Annotated in this window: 12 protein-coding genes; 9 read left to right on the top strand and 3 right to left on the bottom strand. The window is 60.4% G+C overall.

Annotated elements, in window-relative coordinates; all coding sequences use genetic code 11:
* Position 1 precedes the first annotated feature (1 nt).
* The gene (locus tag ACSQ3J_RS00785) at positions 2-7,573 is read right to left on the bottom strand and encodes a hypothetical protein (RefSeq protein WP_436038519.1); all 7,572 of its coding nucleotides are present in this window, start codon (positions 7,571-7,573) and stop codon (positions 2-4) included.
* Between the two features lie 462 nt (positions 7,574-8,035).
* Between ACSQ3J_RS00785 and ACSQ3J_RS00780 the strand changes: the two genes are divergently transcribed.
* The 5 genes from ACSQ3J_RS00780 to ACSQ3J_RS00760 all read left to right on the top strand — a co-directional run bounded on the left by ACSQ3J_RS00780 (position 8,036) and on the right by ACSQ3J_RS00760 (position 13,155).
* A complete protein-coding gene (locus ACSQ3J_RS00780; RefSeq protein ID WP_060502183.1) occupies positions 8,036-9,361 on the top strand; it encodes a L,D-transpeptidase family protein in 1,326 nt (441 codons plus the stop codon).
* Between the two features lie 188 nt (positions 9,362-9,549).
* Entirely contained in the window at positions 9,550-10,851 is a 1,302-nt protein-coding gene (gene glyA / locus ACSQ3J_RS00775; RefSeq protein ID WP_060502182.1) for a serine hydroxymethyltransferase, read from the top strand.
* Positions 10,852-10,878: 27 nt separating this feature from the next.
* Positions 10,879-11,352 (top strand): transcriptional regulator NrdR, encoded by a 474-nt coding sequence (gene nrdR, locus ACSQ3J_RS00770; RefSeq protein ID WP_037107514.1) that lies wholly within the window; start codon positions 10,879-10,881, stop codon positions 11,350-11,352.
* Positions 11,353-11,422: 70 nt separating this feature from the next.
* On the top strand, positions 11,423-12,535 hold the full coding sequence (ribD, locus tag ACSQ3J_RS00765; RefSeq protein ID WP_060508772.1) for a bifunctional diaminohydroxyphosphoribosylaminopyrimidine deaminase/5-amino-6-(5-phosphoribosylamino)uracil reductase RibD: 1,113 nt from the start codon (positions 11,423-11,425) through the stop codon (positions 12,533-12,535).
* Positions 12,535-13,155, top strand: a complete 621-nt coding sequence (locus ACSQ3J_RS00760; RefSeq protein ID WP_060508661.1) for a riboflavin synthase — start codon at positions 12,535-12,537, stop codon at positions 13,153-13,155. Before ribD ends, ACSQ3J_RS00760 begins: the two co-directional genes overlap by 1 nt.
* A gap of 110 nt (positions 13,156-13,265) precedes the next feature.
* Here ACSQ3J_RS00760 and ACSQ3J_RS00755 read toward each other — a convergent pair whose 3' ends face one another.
* Both ACSQ3J_RS00755 and ACSQ3J_RS00750 read right to left on the bottom strand, forming a co-directional pair.
* Entirely contained in the window at positions 13,266-13,784 is a 519-nt protein-coding gene (locus ACSQ3J_RS00755) for a GNAT family N-acetyltransferase (protein ID WP_060502180.1), read from the bottom strand.
* 42 nt (positions 13,785-13,826) lie between these two features.
* Positions 13,827-14,330, bottom strand: coding sequence for a cupin domain-containing protein (locus ACSQ3J_RS00750; protein WP_060508770.1), 504 nt, complete (start codon positions 14,328-14,330; stop codon positions 13,827-13,829).
* 207 nt (positions 14,331-14,537) lie between these two features.
* On the opposite strand from ACSQ3J_RS00750, the gene ribH reads away from it, so the two are divergent.
* The 4 genes from ribH (at position 14,538) to ACSQ3J_RS00730 (ending at position 19,093) form a co-directional block, all read left to right on the top strand.
* On the top strand, positions 14,538-14,999 hold the full coding sequence (gene ribH / locus ACSQ3J_RS00745) for a 6,7-dimethyl-8-ribityllumazine synthase (protein ID WP_037107528.1): 462 nt from the start codon (positions 14,538-14,540) through the stop codon (positions 14,997-14,999).
* Positions 14,996-15,490 (top strand): transcription antitermination factor NusB, encoded by a 495-nt coding sequence (gene nusB, locus ACSQ3J_RS00740; RefSeq protein ID WP_037107532.1) that lies wholly within the window; start codon positions 14,996-14,998, stop codon positions 15,488-15,490. The genes ribH and nusB overlap by 4 nt, the downstream gene beginning before the upstream one ends.
* A gap of 9 nt (positions 15,491-15,499) precedes the next feature.
* Positions 15,500-16,735, top strand: a complete 1,236-nt coding sequence (locus ACSQ3J_RS00735) for an MFS transporter (RefSeq protein WP_112834532.1) — start codon at positions 15,500-15,502, stop codon at positions 16,733-16,735.
* Positions 16,736-16,954: 219 nt separating this feature from the next.
* A complete protein-coding gene (locus ACSQ3J_RS00730) occupies positions 16,955-19,093 on the top strand; it encodes a sodium-translocating pyrophosphatase (protein ID WP_060508659.1) in 2,139 nt (712 codons plus the stop codon).
* Positions 19,094-19,102 lie beyond the last annotated feature (9 nt).

The following is a 19,102-nucleotide window of genomic DNA, read 5'->3' as shown; positions in this document are numbered from 1 at the left end:
ACTAGTTGCTCGCCTTCTGAAGTTGCTCGACGGCCTGTTTGGCCTTGTCAATTTTGTCTTGGAGTTTGGTGTCGTTGACCTCGCCGCTGACGCCGGTGCTGACCGAGGTTTCTGACTTGCCGCCGCGCAGCGTGTAATTGACGTTGGCGTGGGCGCTGATCGTGAAGAAGCGGGAGATGCGGATGCTCACCGCCAAACTGCCCTGGCCATTGACCTCGCCATTCTCGCGGTAACTCAGGCGCAGCATCAGCGTGATACCGACCGAGACCATGCCGCAGACCTCGACGTGACCGGCGATCACCACCACGACGGACAGCGCAAGCCCGCCACCGGATTGTCCGATCATCTTGCGATAAGTCATGACGCCCGAGAGCGTGATGAATACCTGGCCGACGAATGGTCCGGCCGCGAAGGCAAGGGCCGCGGATCCGCCGGGACCTGCCTCGACGCAGACCATCAGGCGGCCGTCGAAGGGCCGGTATTCCGCGTCGATCTGGATATAGCCGGTGCCGCCGATGACGAAGATGGAGAAGATGAAGGGCCGCTCGATGCTCGACAGGTTGAAGCGGTTGGCGAGCAAGAAGTCCGGAAAGGCGAGCAGCTTGAAGTGGTTCTCGATGCAAATGTTGGAGACGCCGCTGGTGCCGAAATTCAGCGTCATCGGCGGGATAACGAAATCATGCTCAACACCGACAGGAATATTGTCCTGCTTGATGATTTTCAGCCCACCCGCCTCGTCCGGAAACAACGTGGAGAGAAAATCCTGGATGAACTTGAACGCGGGGTTCAAACGGATGTTTTTCGGGTCGAATTCGACATTCAGACCCTTTTCCCGTGTAAAATTCAGCCCGAACTGTTCGAATTTCACCATCGACTGTCCACCGGCGATAAGATCGATCGTCGTCTCGATGCGGCTGAAGCCCGTCTGGGTCACTCTGTCCTCGTCCTTGGACGCTTCAAGCTTGACCCGGCCGGTCAGATGCATGTCGATGAAGTCGACCTGAAAGACGCCCAGTGAAAACAATGTTCGGCGTCCACGAATCCGAGCGTCAATATCGATCTGCACCCAGGCCCGGCCTTGGGCCTTGTCGAAATCATGGCTGGCGCGGACTCCCTCCTGGAGGCTGGTCCCCAGTGGCTGCCCCTTGAAAAGATGATCGAGGTTCAGCCCGGCGAAGTTGGCGAGCGTCAAGCCTTTCGGCTGAAGCCTGTCGGCAATCTTGTCGAAGGCCATGTCGAAGCCGAGCGCCTTCAACTCGTCGCCAAGCCGGTTGAACAGGGCGCTGGCCTCGGTCGTGTCGATGACGTCGCTGATATCGTCGAAGCCGGAGCGGATGCGGTCGATATCGGCTTTCAAAGCAGCGATTTCGGGCGCCGAACTGACCGCGGAATAGAGCTTGAGCAGGTTTGACGGCAGTGCCATGGCGCCGCCGCTGGTCAGGCGGCTGGCGGCATCAAACACCCGGTCGCCATACATCCGCGCCGTTTCCACCGAGCGGGACAGATTATTGTGCAGGCTGCGCAATGAACAGTCAAAAGCGTTGACGGCATCGATCAGCGGCTGCGCCGCCGTCTCCAGTTCATCGAGCGACTGGGTGATGCGCTCCACCAGCGGGGTATATTGCGCTCGCACGGCTTCGAGCTTTCCATCGACATATGGACTGAAGCCGTTGGCAATATGGGACAGGTAATCCCTGGAATCGTCGACGCCTTCAAACACTGCGGTACACGCGGCAGTTACCGCGTCGAGTGCTCCCAGCGTGTCGGCATTGATCGTCCGGATGACCGTTACCGCAGCAGGGCTCAATTCGGTCAGCCGGTCATGAATTGCCGGCAAAATGTCTGACGCCGTAAGGTTTTCGTCGATCGGGGCCAGCAGGAGTTGAAGCGCCGGCGTGATCGCCTTGTCGCAGACGACAGTTTCGAGCAGCCTTTCCGGCGCCAAAGCTTGCTGGGCCGCCTTGAACCCATTCTCGATGTCAACGATGACGGACGCGGTTCCAGCAAGGGTCTTTTGCAGATGGCCGGCGAGGGCTTCGATGGTTGTGTCCAGGTGCTCAACGGTTGCTGCCACCAGAAAATCGACCGGCATGGCGATTTTCAAAAGCTTACCGTCGAGCCATCCTGAGAGAAGCTTCGCAGTCGCAGCGATATCTGACCATAGCTTGGACAATGCCGCTGCAATTGCTTCAAAACCGTTTTCCAGAAAAGCTGTCGCAAGGGCCACTATGCCGTCGGTTTTGTCGGAAAGCGTTTTAACGAGAGACGATGCTTGGGCTGTTAAATTGGCTATGATCGCGGCAAATTCCGCGAGCGTCTCGTCCGTCAACGTGTTTGCATTGGCCAGAAGCACGCGGGTTTCCGGGATTATCGATTTCGCCTGATCGGCGGCTTCCTGCAACGCATCCAGCGCCTGAATGGCATCGTCGCCCAGCTTTTTGTCGATGCCCGGCTCGGCCTTGATCTGGTCGCTGATCGTGGTAATGGCGGCTATGGCTGTATCGAGTTGGCCTGATCCTGCGGCCGGAGACAGGGCGTCTATCGCCAAGGTCAGCGGCGCAAGCAGCCGGGAGATACTGTCCTTGACGATCCCCGCGCCTGCAATTTTGGTGTCCGCGAGGTGGGCAAGCTGGGTCAGCGATTTTGCCAGATGGCCGCCGATCGCTTGGCCCGTTCCAGACAGTTCGGCGGCGAAACGTTGGCGGGCTTCGTCCACGGCAGCAGTGATATCGCCAGCGACATTGCTGACTGTGGCTTGCAAGCCGGAAGAGAAAGCGCGGCGCCGTTCCGCCGACCAGGGTTTTTCACGGTCATAACCGGCGGAAAACTGTTCGAGCCGCTGCCGAGCACGCGCATGGATCGCTTCGATCTCCATATCGACACCGGCAAGGATGGATTTGGCCTTTTCAACACTTTGTCCGGCATTGCCGACATCCTGAGACGCGTCGGCGAAGATTGGGCGCAGATGTTCCGTGATAAGGCCGGTCAGCACCTCGATCAAAAGCGTCTTCGTCGTGATCGGTTTTCCATCAATGACGAGCGCCGGCAGACGGTGTTCGATATCGGCCGCCCAGTCGGACATGGCGGTGGCAAGCAGCATCTCTTTGCGCCGGATCATCCCGGCAGCCTCTGATTTCAGCCTTGTGCAGTACGTTTGGCCATCGTCGATGGTCTTATCGAGCAGCTTTAGCTTGGCAAGCACGCTTGCGCCGTCACCGGCAGCCTGCGGGATTGCTTGCCGGAGCTGTTCGATGAGACCGCCTGAAGTCCATTTTTTCTGGAAATCCTTCAATGCGGCTTCGACGCCGGTCCTGTCTTTTGCCCTGATGCGATCGAGCAGATAACCGATCGCCCCGGAATATTCGGCTGCCGCTGGAAGGAGAGCGCCTGTTCCATCGGCCTGCCAATAGGCGAGTGATTCTATCTTTTTCAGCTTCTCCACATCTTCGGGGTTGCGCAGGATGCCGGCGTTTCCCATCACCGCGATCAGTTCAGGCCGTAATGTCTGTTGCTCCTTGGCTGTATGCACGGCGCGCATGAAGCTGATGCTGTCGAGGCCGACATAGACGGGCTTTCCGGCCCGGCCGGCATTGATCGTCGTTTTTTGGGCGGCAGGCGCGAGCCGCCAGGTGAAGCGGCGCACGCCGGGCAGGACACGGCTTACTGCGCGGCGGCGATGACCAGCGTTGGATGCACCGTCCGGCTTCGGGTCGGCGCAAGCGGCGATCTCCTTGGCAATGGGCATGTTGGCATAGTCGATATCGAGATACGGTCGCCAGCCATTGGTGTTGCTTGTGTCCTGTTTGAAGTCGGAGAAGAAGTACAGGTTGTCTGTATCGAGGCATTCCTGCGAGACCACGGGATTATCGCCGTCACCTTCGGCTGTGCTGACAAAGGCGATATCCGGCATGGGGTAGACCTGCGGCCGCTCGCGGGCACTCAGCATGTTCCATAGCGGGATCTTCCAGCCAAAATCACCGACCTCACTGCTCCAGGCGCTGTCGACATTGATGATTTTCGAGTTGAAACGCAGCCGCTCCAGGAAGCCGGCGCAGCGGGGGGCAGCTTCGGCGAAGTCCGGATAGCTGCGCTCGGGCTCCAGCAGTTCGATATATTCCGCCACCTTGCGCAGGATCGGCCGGCGGGAACGGGTGCGCTGCTGGTCCTCCACGAATTTCGGGGCAAACTGCGCGGAGGCGTTGACGCTGCGCTCGTAGACAACGACATGTTTTGCCCGGTGCCAGAAGGCGCCGATGCGGCCGAGCACTTCCACCTTCTGCCGCTCCACATGGCCGTTGCGGGTTTCGCTGATGATGGTGACGATCCCGCCGAGAAAGGCAGCAGTCTGTGCCGCGTCGCCGCCGGTTGGCGAGAGGGCGATGGCTTCGATCGTACCGCCGCTCGACTCCGGTCTTTCCAGCAGATGGTTGAAAAGGTTGACGGACTCGACCGGCCATAGGACGCCGCCACTCAGGCCCTGCGGATGGCTACGCGGCTTGCTGAGGTCCTGTCTGCTCGTCTCGTCCAGATACCCGTTGAGAGGTCTCGATGGGCCGGCCTTCGGCCAAAGCGCGTGGTCCTCTGGCTTTTCCAGCTTCGCCAAAGGCGGGCGGTGAAGTGCTGTACCGCGCAGGGCATAGGTGACGCCGCCGACGAAACGGGCAGGGGTAAAATCGATGGTCGAATCTGGATCCCGTGCCCAGATTTCCAGCCGTTCCGGCCGTCGGTCGACGGCGCGGCAAAGTGCATTCCACCGTGCCTCGAGGTCATTTGCGGCATCCGCATTCCGGGTCGGGCCTGTCATCTTGCCGGTCAAGGCCTCGATCTCGGCGACCCGCGCCTGGCGCGATATCGCGTCTCCTTTCGAGACGTCGATGCCGACCGAAAGACCGTAGAGAAATTCGCCGCGCAAGAAGGTTAGTGCAGCACCCAGGCCATGCTCGCCGTGCTGGCGAAAAATGTCATGGCTGCTGGATTCCGGCATGAAATAGCCCCGCTCGACGTCGCTCGGACTTATCCAGAATTCGGTCGAAGGGGTCAGGCGGAATTCCACCGCGCGGCGTTTCATACCGGTCTTGTCTTTGCCGGTGTCCGCTCCCACGGCATAGGGCCGCCAGGCGTCGGAGGGGTCCGTTGCATCGGTGTCCTTTAAGTCATGGATTTCCAGGCGGCGCGGTTTGTCGGCGCTCTCGGCGACTGCCTGCGCTGGCAGGATATAGTGGTAGTAATCGGCAACCTTGCGATACTGCCAGATCCGGTCATCGCCGGAATAATAGGCGACCGATGCCGAGCCGGCATCACCGCGGTCGCTAAGCGGCCGGTGGCTGTAGCGGAACAGCGAAAACGGTTCCTGCGATAGCACCACATAGCTCTGTTCACCCGCGTCAGGCGCGCTTTCATAGATATCGGCTTCGATCCGCCGGTCCAGTGTCGGCGCGACGGTCTCGCGGACGCTCAGCCAATAACGGTAGCCGGACGGGCCGCCTTCCGTGCCAGGGGCAGCTTTCTGGGGGATGAGAAGTGGCGCTGTGCGCCCTGACCGGTCCAGCCGTGAAACGTCGATGCTGACCGGCTTGACATTTGTAACGGGGAGAACCAGGTGGATCGAGGCGGCGATCCGGCCGGATTTCAGGGCAAGGGGAGGAGCGCCATCGCTAAGCCCCTGGCGGGAGCCGGGACCACCGGCGCGCAGATAGGTCAGGGTCAAATCGTCGGGTTTGGCCGGCAGTGGTCCCTTAACGGGGCTCAGATCGAATGCCAGCGAGGAAAGGCGCCCGGACCATGCGGTGCCAGCCGGTAGGGTTTCCACGACATAAGACGCAAAGAAGGGTTCATCGTTGGCGACTTCGTCGTTTCCGGCTACCGCCCAGTCCCCATCGCCCGAGAGGGTCAGATTGATCTTTGCCGCAGGTTTTTGCTCATTGAAGAATGTCAGGTTACTGGCAATCAGCCTGAGCGTGTTGTCTACAAGTCCCGCCGTGTCGTCCGAACCGGGGATGAGGTCGGCCATCTGAGCCAACGACAGCCGCAGCCGTGGCCGGATAAACGGCGTTTCCGGTGCGCCTGTTCGAAGGGCGCGTCCCCAGGCAAGCAGTCCGGTATCGGGCTCCGTTTCTGTGCCATTGGTGATGAAACGCGCCTCCAGGGATGGGCCGTACAGAGAGAAGCAGACCGTCTGTTTGCCATCCGCCTGCAGATCGGGAAGCACGGAGCGCGGCTGGCCCGCCTCGACCGGCGCCAGCGCCTCGCGGGTTTGCCTGAACGTATGCGCCGCATGGCGTAGCAGGCCAAAATCGAGATCTGCCTCCGCCGCCGGACTGCCGCCGAAATTTTCACCGGCCGGGATGTTGTTTTTCCAGTGAAAGCTGAGATCAACCTTCGGAGACCAGCGCCGGGCCTCTTTGCTCCAGATATCGCCGTCGCCTATGTCCCATGACAGTCTGCAATCGGCATATAGCGCGCTGGCGGTCTTGACCCAGCCGCCCGTCTCCTTCGAAAGCCGCAGGCTGAGGGCGTCACCGCTCCTCGTGATATCGTCGGCAGAGGTTGGATCGCCATCGCTGGCTGAAACGGCGATACGATAGGTGAAGACGGGTTTTCTCGCGTCCGATTTGTTTTTTCCAAAGCGAAGGCTGAGATCGGCGGTCGTGCCGCCGGCCTTCAGGCGTGGCCATTTGGTCGAAGCGGGATCGATCGAAAAACCGAAACGGGCTAGAATATCCTGGGTGAATGGCCGCGAATTTTCCGGCCAGAATTTGGCGGCGTCGATCGTTGCTGATTTCTGCTTGCCATCGTAGACGGCGAATTCACCCTGGCCGGGTTGCCCACGTGCCGAAAATCCGAACGATCCAAGAGAGGCGTCCGCCGGATACTTGCCACCGCTAAACACGAAAGAGGTACCCGATACCGGCGCGGCCGAAATGTCGACGGAATCACCTTCGATCCAGCCGCCGACGAGGGTGGTAAAATTAAGGATCCTCTCGAATGAACCCTTTTTGCCGGGCTCATAGACCACGCAGAACGGAAACGCGCTGGGATCGGCCTGACTGCCGGACAAGAGCGTCGTGCGGCGGGCGGGCAACGGCAAGTGCAGGTTCAGGCAATAGCGTGGACCACCTCGGCGTCCGACGTCCAATCCGGAAAAGACCGTGTGGCCTGGTGCATAGGCGCAGGACCGCACCAGCGGCCATCGGAGATCGAGCGTTGCTTCCGCTAGAGCATCGGGCGCCCGGTACTGCTCGATCAGAAATGCGCCACGAAATGCCAGCCAGTCCGTATCGTTGGTATGTTTTCCGGCGTCGATCCAGATTGCGTAATCCTGATCGTCTTTGAACCGATCAACGGCGTCTTTGACTGTGAGATCAAAGAGGTTTTCTGTGATTTCTGGAAGAGGGCCTGACTGAGAAAACTGTTCGCGAGGCGTCCATCGCAGCACGGGCCGGAAGGTCCCGGCCGACCCCTTTTCGAGGTAGTGGATTTCGACAACCCCGTCGCGGGTCCGGGCTGGAAGCGCGTCGATCTTCGGGTGTGGCGGCCAATGAAAATTGCCGTAGAGCCGAAAAGCCAGAACCATTTTGCATATCCCCCGGGAAGCAAAGGCATGGTGATTTAAGGCTCATTAACTCACATCTGTTTTTCAACGTAAAGTGTTTGTTGTAAATAAATTTAAACTCTAAGATTGTATTTTGGTGTGGCCGGTTGCGCGTCGCTATGCCCTGTCCGTCTCAAGGATTTCCGTGAGCTACGGGCGTGCACCGGTGGTGTTGCCTAAAATCAGCGCTGTTGAAGCGTGTCCTTTCCTCTGCTGGCATCCATAGCAAGGCGACACGAATTGGCCATATTACTGTGACAGCGACGAGATACGAAAATGCGGCCCTTGCGTTGCTTCTGTTGCCCAACGGTGACTGGCCGCACGTTGCGTTCGCACTCTCACAAATGTGAACTGGGCGTAGGGAACGGCAAGTATAGTTTACGTTTGTTAACCGTATTCATGATAGCTCTGCGGTTTGCTTCGCAGCATTGGATGGTAGGAACTATGACGAAAAAAACCGGAATTGATGCAGTCTCTCGCCGTGGCTTCCTGGCCTCGGCCGCAGCATTTGGTGCTGCGACATTCGCCGGTGGCGCTTTTGCGCAGGACGCGCTCGACGAGATCATCAATGCACCGCGCCGCGGCGCCTGGGATGACCAGTTCGACGCCAAGGCTTCGCGCAGCGCCACGGCGGTCGTGTCGAATTCGCCGATCTTCGGAATGAACACACTTGCCAATACCCAGAACGCCGTTGGCCAGTACCAGCAGATCGTTTCGGCCGGGGGCTGGCCGCAGGTCAATTCGTCGGTTCGCCTGGAAATGGGCGTTGTCGATCCCTCCGTGCAGGCTCTGCGCCAGCGCCTGATCATTTCGGGCGATCTGCCGCAATCCGCCGGCATTTCCAATTCATTCGACAGCTATGTTGATGGCGCGGTCAAGCGTTTCCAGGCGCGCCACGGCCTGCCGGCCGACGGCGTGCTTGGCGAGTATTCCATCAAGGCGCTGAATATTGCCGCCGACGTGCGCCTCGGTCAGCTGAACACCAACATCGTCCGCCTCCAGTCGATGTCCGGCGATCTCGGCGAGCGTTACGTTCTGGTCAATATTCCGGCAGCCTATATCGAAGCCGTCGAAAATGGCCGCGTTGCGACCCGCCATACAGCCGTTGTTGGCCGCATCAGCCGCCAGACCCACATCATCAATTCGAAGATCTACGAAGTCATCATCAACCCCTATTGGACGTCTCCGCGCTCGATCGTCGAGAAGGACATCGTTCCCCTGATGCGCAAGGATCCGGAATATCTGAAGAAGAATTCCATCCGTCTGATCGATGGCAAGGGCAACGAGGTTTCCCCGGAAACGATCGACTGGAATGCCGAGAAGGCGCCGAACCTGACGTTCCGCCAGGATCCGGGCAAGACCAACGCCATGGCGTCGACGAAGATCAACTTCCACAACCCGAACAACGAGTACATGCACGACACACCGCAGCAGGGCCTGTTCAACAAGCTCGCCCGCTTCGAATCCTCCGGCTGCGTACGCGTCCAGAACGTCCGCGACCTGACGACGTGGTTGCTGCGCGACACGCCCGGCTGGTCGCGCCAGCAGATCGAGGCGACGATCCGTTCCGGCCAGAACTCCCCGATCAAGCTCGCAGTCGAGGTTCCGGTCTATTTCAAGTACATCACCGCCTGGGCGGCAACCGACGGCATCGTTCAGTTCCGCGACGACATCTACGAGATGGATGGCGAGCAGGAATTGGCGCTGCAGACCACCACCGGCATCGAGCAGGCCGCCGGTTCCGTCGAGCGCGACAACCTGCCGCAATAAGCCGGTCTGCATTGAATAATGCCGAGGCCGCGTCCCTTTGAAAGGGGACGCGGCCTTTTTCGTTGCCGATCCCAGCCGCATTCCCGGCGCTGCAGATGGGGGAAATGGCGCAAATCGCACAGCCCATATTGCCCTTGCCATGCGAGGACGATAAACACCGTGCCACAGTCTCTCGAGGAGCTTTCACAATGAGCGTTTCAGCCGTCAATCCCGATGTTTTCTTCACCCGTACGCTTGCCGACACCGACCCGGAAATTTTCGGTGCGATCGGTAAGGAACTGGGCCGCCAGCGCCACGAGATCGAGCTGATCGCCTCTGAAAACATCGTCTCGCGCGCCGTTCTGGAAGCGCAGGGTTCGATCATGACGAACAAATATGCCGAAGGCTATCCGGGCAAGCGCTACTACGGCGGCTGCCAGTTCGTCGATATCGCCGAAGAACTCGCCATCGAGCGTGCCAAGAAGCTGTTCGGCGTCAATTTCGCCAACGTTCAGCCGAACTCCGGTTCGCAGATGAACCAGGCCGTGTTCCTGGCGCTCTTGCAGCCGGGCGACACATTCATGGGCCTCGACCTCAACTCGGGTGGTCACCTGACGCACGGTTCGCCGGTTAACATGTCGGGCAAGTGGTTCAACGTCGTCTCCTACGGCGTACGCGAAGGCGACAACCTGCTCGACATGGACGCAGTTGCCGAAAAGGCCCGCACACATAAGCCCAAGCTGATCATCGCCGGTGGCACTGCCTATTCGCGCATCTGGGACTGGAAGCGCTTCCGCGAGATCGCTGATGAAGTCGGCGCTTACCTGATGGTCGACATGGCGCACATTGCCGGCCTCGTTGCCGGTAACCAGCACCCGTCGCCGTTCCCGCATTGCCATGTTGCCACCACCACCACGCACAAGTCGCTGCGCGGCCCGCGTGGCGGCGTCATCCTCACCAATGACGAGGATTTGGCCAAGAAGTTCAACTCCGCCGTTTTCCCGGGCCTGCAGGGCGGTCCGCTGATGCACATCATCGCTGCCAAGGCCGTTGCCTTCGGCGAGGCGCTGCAGCCGGAATTCCAGGATTATGCGGCCCAGATCGTCAAGAACGCCAAGGCTCTGTCGGAAACGCTGGTGGCCGGCGGCCTCGATATCGTCTCGGGCGGCACCGACAACCACCTGATGCTGGTCGACCTTCGCAAGAAGAACGCCACCGGCAAGCGGGCGGAAGCAGCGCTTGGCCGCGGCTACATCACCTGCAACAAGAACGGCATCCCGTTCGACCCGGAAAAGCCGTTCGTTACCTCGGGTATTCGCCTCGGCACCCCGGCCGGTACGACACGCGGTTTCAAGGAAGCCGACTTCCGCGAAATCGGCAACCTGATCGTCGAAGTGCTCGATGGTCTGAAGGTCGCCAATTCCGACGAAGGCAATGCCACGGTCGAAGCCGGTGTGCGTGAAAAGGTGGTCAAGCTGACCGACCGTTTCCCGATGTATCCCTACATGTAATCTTTCAGCTCTCGTCAAGGAACCCGAATGCGCTGCCCTTATTGTGGATCGGAAGACAGCCAGGTGAAGGACAGCCGTCCTGCGGAGGACGGCGCCGCCATCCGCCGCCGGCGCATCTGCCCGGATTGCGGTGGCCGTTTCACGACCTTCGAGCGGGTGCAGCTTCGGGAACTGATGATCCTGAAGAAGACCGGCCGTAAGGCGCCGTTCGACCGCGACAAGTTGCTCAGGTCGTTCGAGATCGCGCTGCGCAAGCGGCCGATAGACCGCGACCGGATCGAGCGGGCGGTGTCGGGCATTGTCCGGCGCCTCGAAAGTTCGGGCGAAACGGAAATTCCGTCCGAGGAAATCGGCCTGCAGGTACTCGAAGCCTTGAAAGGCCTCGATGACGTGGCCTTCGTGCGCTACGCCTCTGTCTACCGCGATTTCTCCCATGCGGATGATTTCGAAAAGGTGATCGCCGAGATCAGCGCCAAGATTGCCCGGGATCCCGGCGCCTGATCGACGCCAAGACTTGGCGCCGCCCGAAAGGGCGGCGTTTGACGTTTCAGGGTTGGGGATGGGCATCGATATGGCAGACGCGGCGGAAGACAAGCGGTTCATGGCGGAGGCGCTGCGCCTCGCACACCAACATCTCGGTGCCACCGGCTCCAACCCGTCTGTCGGCTGCATCATTGTCCGCAATGACGGCGATGGCGCAAAGATCGTCGGCAGTGCCGTCACGGCGCTGAGCGGCAGGCCGCATGCGGAAACACAGGCGTTGGCCAATGCCGGGCCGCTGGCACGCGGCGCTACCGCCTACGTGACGCTCGAACCCTGTTCCCACCACGGCAAGACCCCGCCCTGCGCCGATGCGCTGATTGCTGCCGGCGTTGCCCGGGTCGTCGTCGCCGTGGTTGATCCTGACGAGCGCGTCTCGGGCCACGGCATCGATATGCTCCGCGATGCCGGTATCGAGGTTGTCACCGGTGTGCTGGAAGACGAGGGCGAGCGCGAGCTTGAGGGTTACCTCATGCGCAAGCGCAGCAACCGGCCGTATGTGACTCTGAAGCTTGCCGTTTCGGCCGATGGCATGATCGGTATAAAGGGGCAGGGGCAGGTCCCGATCACCGGCGCCCCGGCGCGGGAGATCGTCCACCGGCTGCGCGCCGAGACCGACGCCATCCTTGTCGGTATCGGCACGGCGATTGCCGACGATCCGGAATTGACCTCCCGTATCGCCGGGCTGGAGCACCGCTCGCCACTCCGCATCGTCATCGATGGCGATCTCAACCTGCCGGTCACCTCGAAGTTGGCGCAGACGGCCCGCAGCGTGCCGGTCCTGATCGTTACCGGCCAAAGCGATGGATCGGTCGCTTTTTCAGAACGTCAGCAGGCACTGGAAGCCGCCGGTGCGGAGGTCGTTGTCTGCGATCCGACGGCGCCGGCCGATCTGCTCGCCGCTCTGGCAACGCGAGGTGTGTCCTCGCTTCTGGTTGAAGGTGGCGCCAGGACGGCACAGCAATTCCTCAATGACGGGCTGGTTGACCGGATTCTGCTGTTTACCGCGCCGCTGACCCTTGGCGAGGAGGGGGTACCATCCCCACTTGACCGGAAGCTGATCCCGGTGGGCTTCGTTCATCGGCGGACAGATACCTTTGGCGACGACCTCCTCGACACCTACGAATACGAAAGAACCCTCTGATGTTTACCGGCATTATCACCGATATCGGCACCGTCGAAACCATTACGCCCCTCGACGAGGGTATCAAGCTGCGTATTGCCACGGCCTATGATCCCAAGGGCATCGATATCGGCGCCTCGATTGCCTGTTCCGGCGTCTGCCTGACAGTTACGACGCTGCCGGAAGAGGGCGCCAATGGCCGCTGGTTCGAGGTCGAGGCGTGGGAAGAGGCGCTGCGGTTGACGACGATTTCGTCCTGGACCGCGAACCAGAAGATCAATCTGGAGCGGTCGCTGAAGATCGGCGACGAACTGGGCGGTCACATGGTGTCAGGCCATGTCGATGGCAAAGCCGAAATTCTCTCCGTCGAGGCGGAAGGTGAGGCCACCCGGTTTCGCTTGCGTGCGCCGGAACATCTGGCGAAATTCGTGGCGGCGAAGGGCTCTATCGGGCTTGATGGCACATCCTTGACGGTGAATGCCGTCAACGGCACGGATTTCGACGTGCTGCTCATCCGTCATTCGCTTGATGTGACGACCTGGGGGCAGCGTAAGGCCGGTGATTTCGTCAATTTCGAAGTCGATACGATGGCCCGCTATGCCGCACGGCTGGCAGAGTTCCCGGCGCCGAAAGCCGAGTAACTGGCTGGACCGATGTCAATTCTGATCCACCCCGGATGTCCGGGAGTGGATCAGGTCATTCTGCGGCATTGGTGGCCTATTTTGCCGTTGCGGCAACGTTGCGCAGAACGTCACCGCTCCAGCAAAATCACATTTGCTCCGTGATAGGTTGTCCGTCCGGTTTCCTTGAATTGCAGTTTTGAGGCTACTCTCAGCGATGGGAGGTTGCCGATATCGATGATGCAGGTCTTCTTTAGCGATGGAAATTGCTGATCGCCCCATTTCAGGGCCGCGCTGACTGCTTCTGTTGCGAGGCCCTGGCCATGGGAGCGCGGCGACAGCGCCCAGCCCGTTTCCATCGTACCTTCGACCGAAGGGCTGATTCCACGGTGCAGATCGTGAAAACCGGCCTCGCCAATGAACTGGCCGGTTGCGCGGTCCTGCAAGACCAGAAAGCCGAAACCAAAATAGTGCCACATGCCGACCTGGCGCAGAAAGCGGGTCCAGGCCTGCTCACGTGAAAACGGGATGCCGCCGACGAAGCGGGTGACTTCAGCATCGGCAAAGAGCGCGGCGTAAGCTGGAAAGTCATCGCGGCGATAGGGGCGAAGGATCAGGCGTTCGGTTTCGATGGTGGGGACGCTGTGCATGAGGCTGTTCAGTCCGTTTGAAATGTTGATTTCGCTATTCGATCAGATTCCCGGTTCGCCGTCCCAATAATCGGTTTCGCTTTCCTTGCGTCCAACGAAACGGAAGACGGCCTTGCCGCCGGGTGTTGCGCGCGATTTGGCCAGGAACTTGCCGGAATCCGGATATTCGACGATCTCTGCCTTCGCATTGGCCGAAATGGACAAGTAGGTGAGGGGGGCGGTGCCGGTATTGATCAGGTGATGGGCGGTCTCCGGCCCGCCGGCGGGAGCGCCGAGCACGTCGCCGGGTTTGACAGGGTAGCGATCCGGCCCGAAGCGGTATTCACCTTCGCCGCTCAAGATGACGAACAACTCTTCTTCGATATGGTGATTGTGGAACGGACAACCGGATTTCCCGGGTGGAACTTCACTATAACCTATTCCGAGATCCTTGAGGCCAAGTTGGGCGCCGAAGGCGGCGTCGCGGGATTCAAAGAACGTGCCTTCCTGCCAATGCTCGAGGTCGAGTTCGGCCGGGTTGATCACGGGTTTCTGCATCTTTGTCATGTTTTTCTCCACCTCGGCAAAACTTGTATAGAGACGCCATCGGATTGAAAAGATGGCGGCAATTTCAGCTGTTGTGCATGGAACGATCATCAAACGCCTCGCCAAATCCACCCCTGCAGCGAAAAATGCTTGCCAACGGGGCTAGAGCGTGGTTTGACCGCCGCCTGCGCTGGAGATGTCCGGCCCCCAATTTCAGACAGGTGACAAATGTCCGATACCGAAAAACCACATATCCTGATTGTGGAAGCGCGTTTCTATGACGATATGGCTGATGCTTTGCTCGACGGCGCCACATCGGCGCTCAAGGATGCCGGTGCGACCTATGATGTCGTGACCGTTCCCGGCGCGCTGGAGATACCGGCCGCGATCGCCATGGCTCTTGATGGCATCGATAACGGCGGCACCGAGTATGATGGTTTCGTCGCACTCGGCATGGTCATTCGTGGCGAGACCTACCACTTCGACATCGTTTCGAACGAATCCTCGCGCGCTCTGATGGATCTTGCCGTCAGCGAAAGCCTTGCCATCGGCAACGGCATCCTGACCGTTGAAAACGACGCGCAGGCCTGGGCCCGCGCGAAGAAGAGCGAAGGCGACAAGGGGGGCTTTGCCGCCCGTGCAGCGCTGACCATGATCGACCTGAAGATCAAGCTGGGCGGCGAACAGTGAGCGACACTCCTACCAACCCGCCGGCCGACCAGCCGATCAAGCAGGCAAACCAGCGTGGAGCGGCCCGTCTTGCCGCCGTCCAGGCACTGTACCAGATGGATGTCGGCGGCACTGGCGTGCTCGAGATCGTCGCCGAATACGAAGCCCACCGGCTCGGCCAGGAAATCGACGGCGATACCTATCTGAAGGCGGATGCCTCCTGGTTTCGCTCGATCGTTGCCGGTGTCGTGCGCGACCAGCGCCTGCTCGATCCATTGATCGGCACGGCCCTGCAGGACGACTGGGCGCTGTCGCGTCTCGATTCGACTGTTCGCGCCATCCTGCGTGCCGGCACGTTCGAACTGCGCGAGCGCAAGGATGTTCCGGTCGCGGTCATCGTCACCGAATATGTCGAGATCGCCAAGGCGTTCTTCGAAGAGGATGAGCCCAAGCTCGTCAACGCCGTGCTCGACCGGATCGCTCGCACAATCAGAACTGACGTCAAGAAGTAAGGTCACGCAATGACAGTGCAGGTAGGCGAGATGCAGGGCATGGATCATGAACTGCGCGGCGCCCGCCGCAATGTCTATCTGCTGACGGCAGCCCAGGCCATTCTTGGCACCATCGGCCCGATCGTCTTTTCCGTCGGCGGCGTCGCCGGCTATCAGCTGCTCGGCGCCGACAAGTCGCTGGCAACAGCGCCGCTGACCGGTTTCAACGTCGGCGTCGCCCTCGGTGCCGTTTTCGTCGCCATCATGTCCCGATTGCTCGGCCGCACGGCAGCCTTCATGGTTGGCGCTCTTCTGGGTGCAGGCGGTGGGCTGGTCGCCGCCTATGCGCTGTTTCAAAGCGATTTCTGGCTGTTTGCACTCGGTCTGTGCATTTCCGGCATTGCTGGCGGCTTTACCCAAAAACTGCGCTTTGCCGCGGCCGACGCATCTCCACGCTTCTACAAGCCAAGGGCGATTTCCTGGATTCTGGCCGGTGGCATGGTTTCGGCCGTGCTCGGGCCGCAGCTGGTCATCCTGACCAAGGATGCGCTGGCGCCGGTATTCTTTGCCGGTGCCTTCATCGCGCTCGTTCCCACCTGCCTGGTAGCGATTGCCGTGCTTGCGTTTCTGCGCCTGCCGGATCCCCGTCCTGCCGCAGGCAGCACTGCCGCCGGTCCCGTCCGGCCATTGCGCGAGATTGTGCTCAACCAGCGTTTTCTCACCGGCATGATCTGCGGCATCTCCACCTATGCGCTGATGACCTTCATGATGACCGGCGCGCCGATCGCCATGGTCGTCGGCTGTGGTTTTTCGCAGGATCTGGCGACGCTCGGCATCCAATGGCACGTGCTGGCGATGTTTGCCCCCAGCTTCTTCACCGGCATGCTGGTCAGCCGCTACGGCGCCGAGAGGGTTGTTGCCGCCGGCCTCGTCATTCTGATGTTGTGTGCGCTGGTGGCGCATGCGGGAATTGCGCTGTGGAATTTCTGGGGTGCTCTGATCCTGCTTGGCGCCGGGTGGAACTTCGGTTTCATCGGTTCAACGGCGATTGTCGCCTCCAGCTACCGGCCGCAGGAAGCCGACAAGGTGCAGGGCTTTCACGATATCATCCTGTTTACCGCGGTGGCGCTTGCCTCTTTTGGTTCCGGCAAGGTGCTGACGGCCTATGGCTGGGACATGCTGAGCGCTGCCGTCTGGCCGGTGACGGCATTCTGCCTTTTGCTGCTCATTTCGCTGTTTGTCGCCGAAAGGCGGCGCACAATCTGAGATTTATCTCCCAAAGCCGTATTCCATACCTGTAAGCCACCGCCAACATACCGAAAAACGTGGGTTTTTCCGATTGTGGCGGCTTGACGATCCCGATTCGCCACCGCACTCTGCGGCCACGTATGCGGCCCATGCTTGAAGAGGAGGCTTGGTCTGCTGCGCTTTTTGGGGGCCTGCGGAACGGAGTGAGCCTGCAGGCTAAATGGAGGAAATCGCGAAATGACCATACTTCTGGGCGTTATCGCATGCGGGTTGCTTTCGGTGGTCTATGCCATCTGGGCGACGCAATCGGTGCTGTCTGCCGATCAGGGCAATGCCCGCATGCAAGAGATTGCAGGCTTCATACGCGAGGGGGCGCAGGCCTATCTCACACGTCAATATATGACCATTGCCATTGTCGGTGCCGTCGTCTTTGCCGGTGCCTGGATTCTTCTCTCTGCGACAGCCGCCATCGGCTTCCTGATCGGTGCAGTCCTGTCGGGGGTGGCCGGTTTCATCGGCATGCACGTTTCGGTCCGCGCCAACGTCCGCACCGCGCAGGCATCCTCCATCAGCCTTGCGGCAGGCCTTGATATCGCCTTCAAGTCCGGTGCGATCACCGGCATGCTGGTCGCAGGTCTGGCATTGCTCGGCGTCACCATCTACTACCTCATTTTGACGGCGGGCCTTGGTCATGCCGAAGGGTCGCGTGAAGTCATCGATGCGCTGGTGTCACTCGGTTTCGGCGCGTCACTGATCTCGATCTTTGCCCGTCTCGGCGGCGGCATCTTTACCAAGGGGGCCGATGTCGGCGGCGATCTCGTCGGCAAGGTGGAAGCGGGTATCCCCGAAGACGACCCACGCAATCCGGCCACCATCGCCGACAACGTTGGTGACAACGTCGGCGACTGCGCCGGCATGGCTGCCGACCTGTTCGAGACCTATGCCGTCTCGATCGTCGCCACCATGGTTCTTGCGGCGATCTTCTTTGCCGGTGGGGCCAATCTCGCGCTGGTCATGTCCTATCCGCTCGCCATCTGCGGTGCCTGCATCATCACCTCGATCATCGGTGCCTTTTTCGTCAAGCTCGGCTCTAATGGGTCGATCATGGGCGCGCTCTACAAGGGCCTGATTGTCACCGGCCTCCTGTCGATCATCGGTCTGGGTGCAGCCACCTCGCTGACTATCGGCTGGGGCTCGATCGGCACCGTTGGCGGTCAGGACATTACCGGCACCAACCTGTTCATCTGCGGTATTCTCGGCCTCGTCGTCACCGCGCTGATCGTGGTGATCACCGAATACTATACCGGCACCAACAAGCGGCCGGTCAATTCGATTGCCCAGGCCTCCGTCAGTGGCCACGGCACCAACGTTATCCAGGGTCTTGCCGTGTCGCTGGAATCGACCGCACTTCCGGCCATCGTCATCGTCGGCGGCATTGTTGCCACCTACCAGTTGGCGGGCTTGTTCGGCACCGGGATCGCCGTGACCGCCATGCTCGGTATTGCCGGGATGATTGTCGCGCTTGATGCCTTCGGTCCGGTTACCGACAATGCCGGCGGCATTGCCGAAATGGCTGGACTTCCCCCGGAGGTCCGCAAATCGACCGACGCGCTCGATGCGGTCGGCAATACCACCAAGGCGGTGACCAAGGGGTATGCGATCGGTTCGGCCGGTCTCGGCGCCCTGGTATTGTTTGCGGCCTATTCGAATGACCTAAAATACTTTGCCGCCAACGGCGACAAGTACCCCTACTTCGCCGATATCGGAACGATCTCGTTTGATCTGTCCAATCCTTACGTTGTCGCCGGCCTGATCTTCGGTGGTCTCATCCCCTACCTGTTCGGCGGTATCGCCATGACGGCAGTCGGGCGTGCGGCGGGCGCCGTGGTGGAGGAAGTCCGCCGCCAGTTCCGTGAAAAACCGGGCATCATGGAAGGCAAGGACCGGCCGGACTATGGCCGCGCTGTCGACATGCTGACCAAGGCGGCGATCCGCGAAATGATCGTGCCGTCGCTGCTGCCGGTGCTGGCGCCGGTCGTCGTCTACTTCGGTGTGCTGTTGATCTCCGGCTCCAAGGCCTCCGCCTTTGCAGCGCTCGGCGCATCGCTTCTCGGTGTCATCGTCAACGGCATCTTCGTCGCCATCTCGATGACCTCGGGCGGCGGCGCGTGGGACAATGCCAAGAAGAGCTTTGAAGACGGTTTCGTCGACAAGGACGGCACACGCCACTTGAAGGGTTCGGAAGCCCACAAGGCATCCGTGACCGGCGATACGGTTGGCGATCCCTATAAGGATACCGCAGGTCCGGCCGTCAACCCGGCGATCAAGATCACCAACATCGTCGCGTTGCTGCTTCTGGCAATTCTCGCGGGGTAGTGTGCCAGA

Origin of the sequence: Rhizobium sp. LjRoot98 (genome assembly GCF_964252935.1) — a bacterium.
Taxonomy (GTDB): Bacteria; Pseudomonadota; Alphaproteobacteria; order Rhizobiales; family Rhizobiaceae; genus Pararhizobium.
The sequence above is the reverse complement of the archived record's forward strand: the minus strand, read 5'-3'. Positions and strand labels throughout refer to the sequence as shown.

What these genes read in the sequence shown, in the direction of transcription:
- ACSQ3J_RS00785 (WP_436038519.1), bottom strand. Translation starts at nt 7,573, where the DNA reads ATGGTTCTGGCTTTTCGGCTCTACGGCAATTTTCATTGGCCGCCACAC.
- ACSQ3J_RS00780 (WP_060502183.1), top strand. Translation starts at nt 8,036, where the DNA reads ATGACGAAAAAAACCGGAATTGATGCAGTCTCTCGCCGTGGCTTCCTG.
- glyA (WP_060502182.1), top strand. Translation starts at nt 9,550, where the DNA reads ATGAGCGTTTCAGCCGTCAATCCCGATGTTTTCTTCACCCGTACGCTT.
- nrdR (WP_037107514.1), top strand. Translation starts at nt 10,879, where the DNA reads ATGCGCTGCCCTTATTGTGGATCGGAAGACAGCCAGGTGAAGGACAGC.
- ribD (WP_060508772.1), top strand. Translation starts at nt 11,423, where the DNA reads ATGGCAGACGCGGCGGAAGACAAGCGGTTCATGGCGGAGGCGCTGCGC.
- ACSQ3J_RS00760 (WP_060508661.1), top strand. Translation starts at nt 12,535, where the DNA reads ATGTTTACCGGCATTATCACCGATATCGGCACCGTCGAAACCATTACG.
- ACSQ3J_RS00755 (WP_060502180.1), bottom strand. Translation starts at nt 13,784, where the DNA reads ATGCACAGCGTCCCCACCATCGAAACCGAACGCCTGATCCTTCGCCCC.
- ACSQ3J_RS00750 (WP_060508770.1), bottom strand. Translation starts at nt 14,330, where the DNA reads ATGACAAAGATGCAGAAACCCGTGATCAACCCGGCCGAACTCGACCTC.
- ribH (WP_037107528.1), top strand. Translation starts at nt 14,538, where the DNA reads ATGTCCGATACCGAAAAACCACATATCCTGATTGTGGAAGCGCGTTTC.
- ACSQ3J_RS00735 (WP_112834532.1), top strand. Translation starts at nt 15,500, where the DNA reads ATGACAGTGCAGGTAGGCGAGATGCAGGGCATGGATCATGAACTGCGC.
- ACSQ3J_RS00730 (WP_060508659.1), top strand. Translation starts at nt 16,955, where the DNA reads ATGACCATACTTCTGGGCGTTATCGCATGCGGGTTGCTTTCGGTGGTC.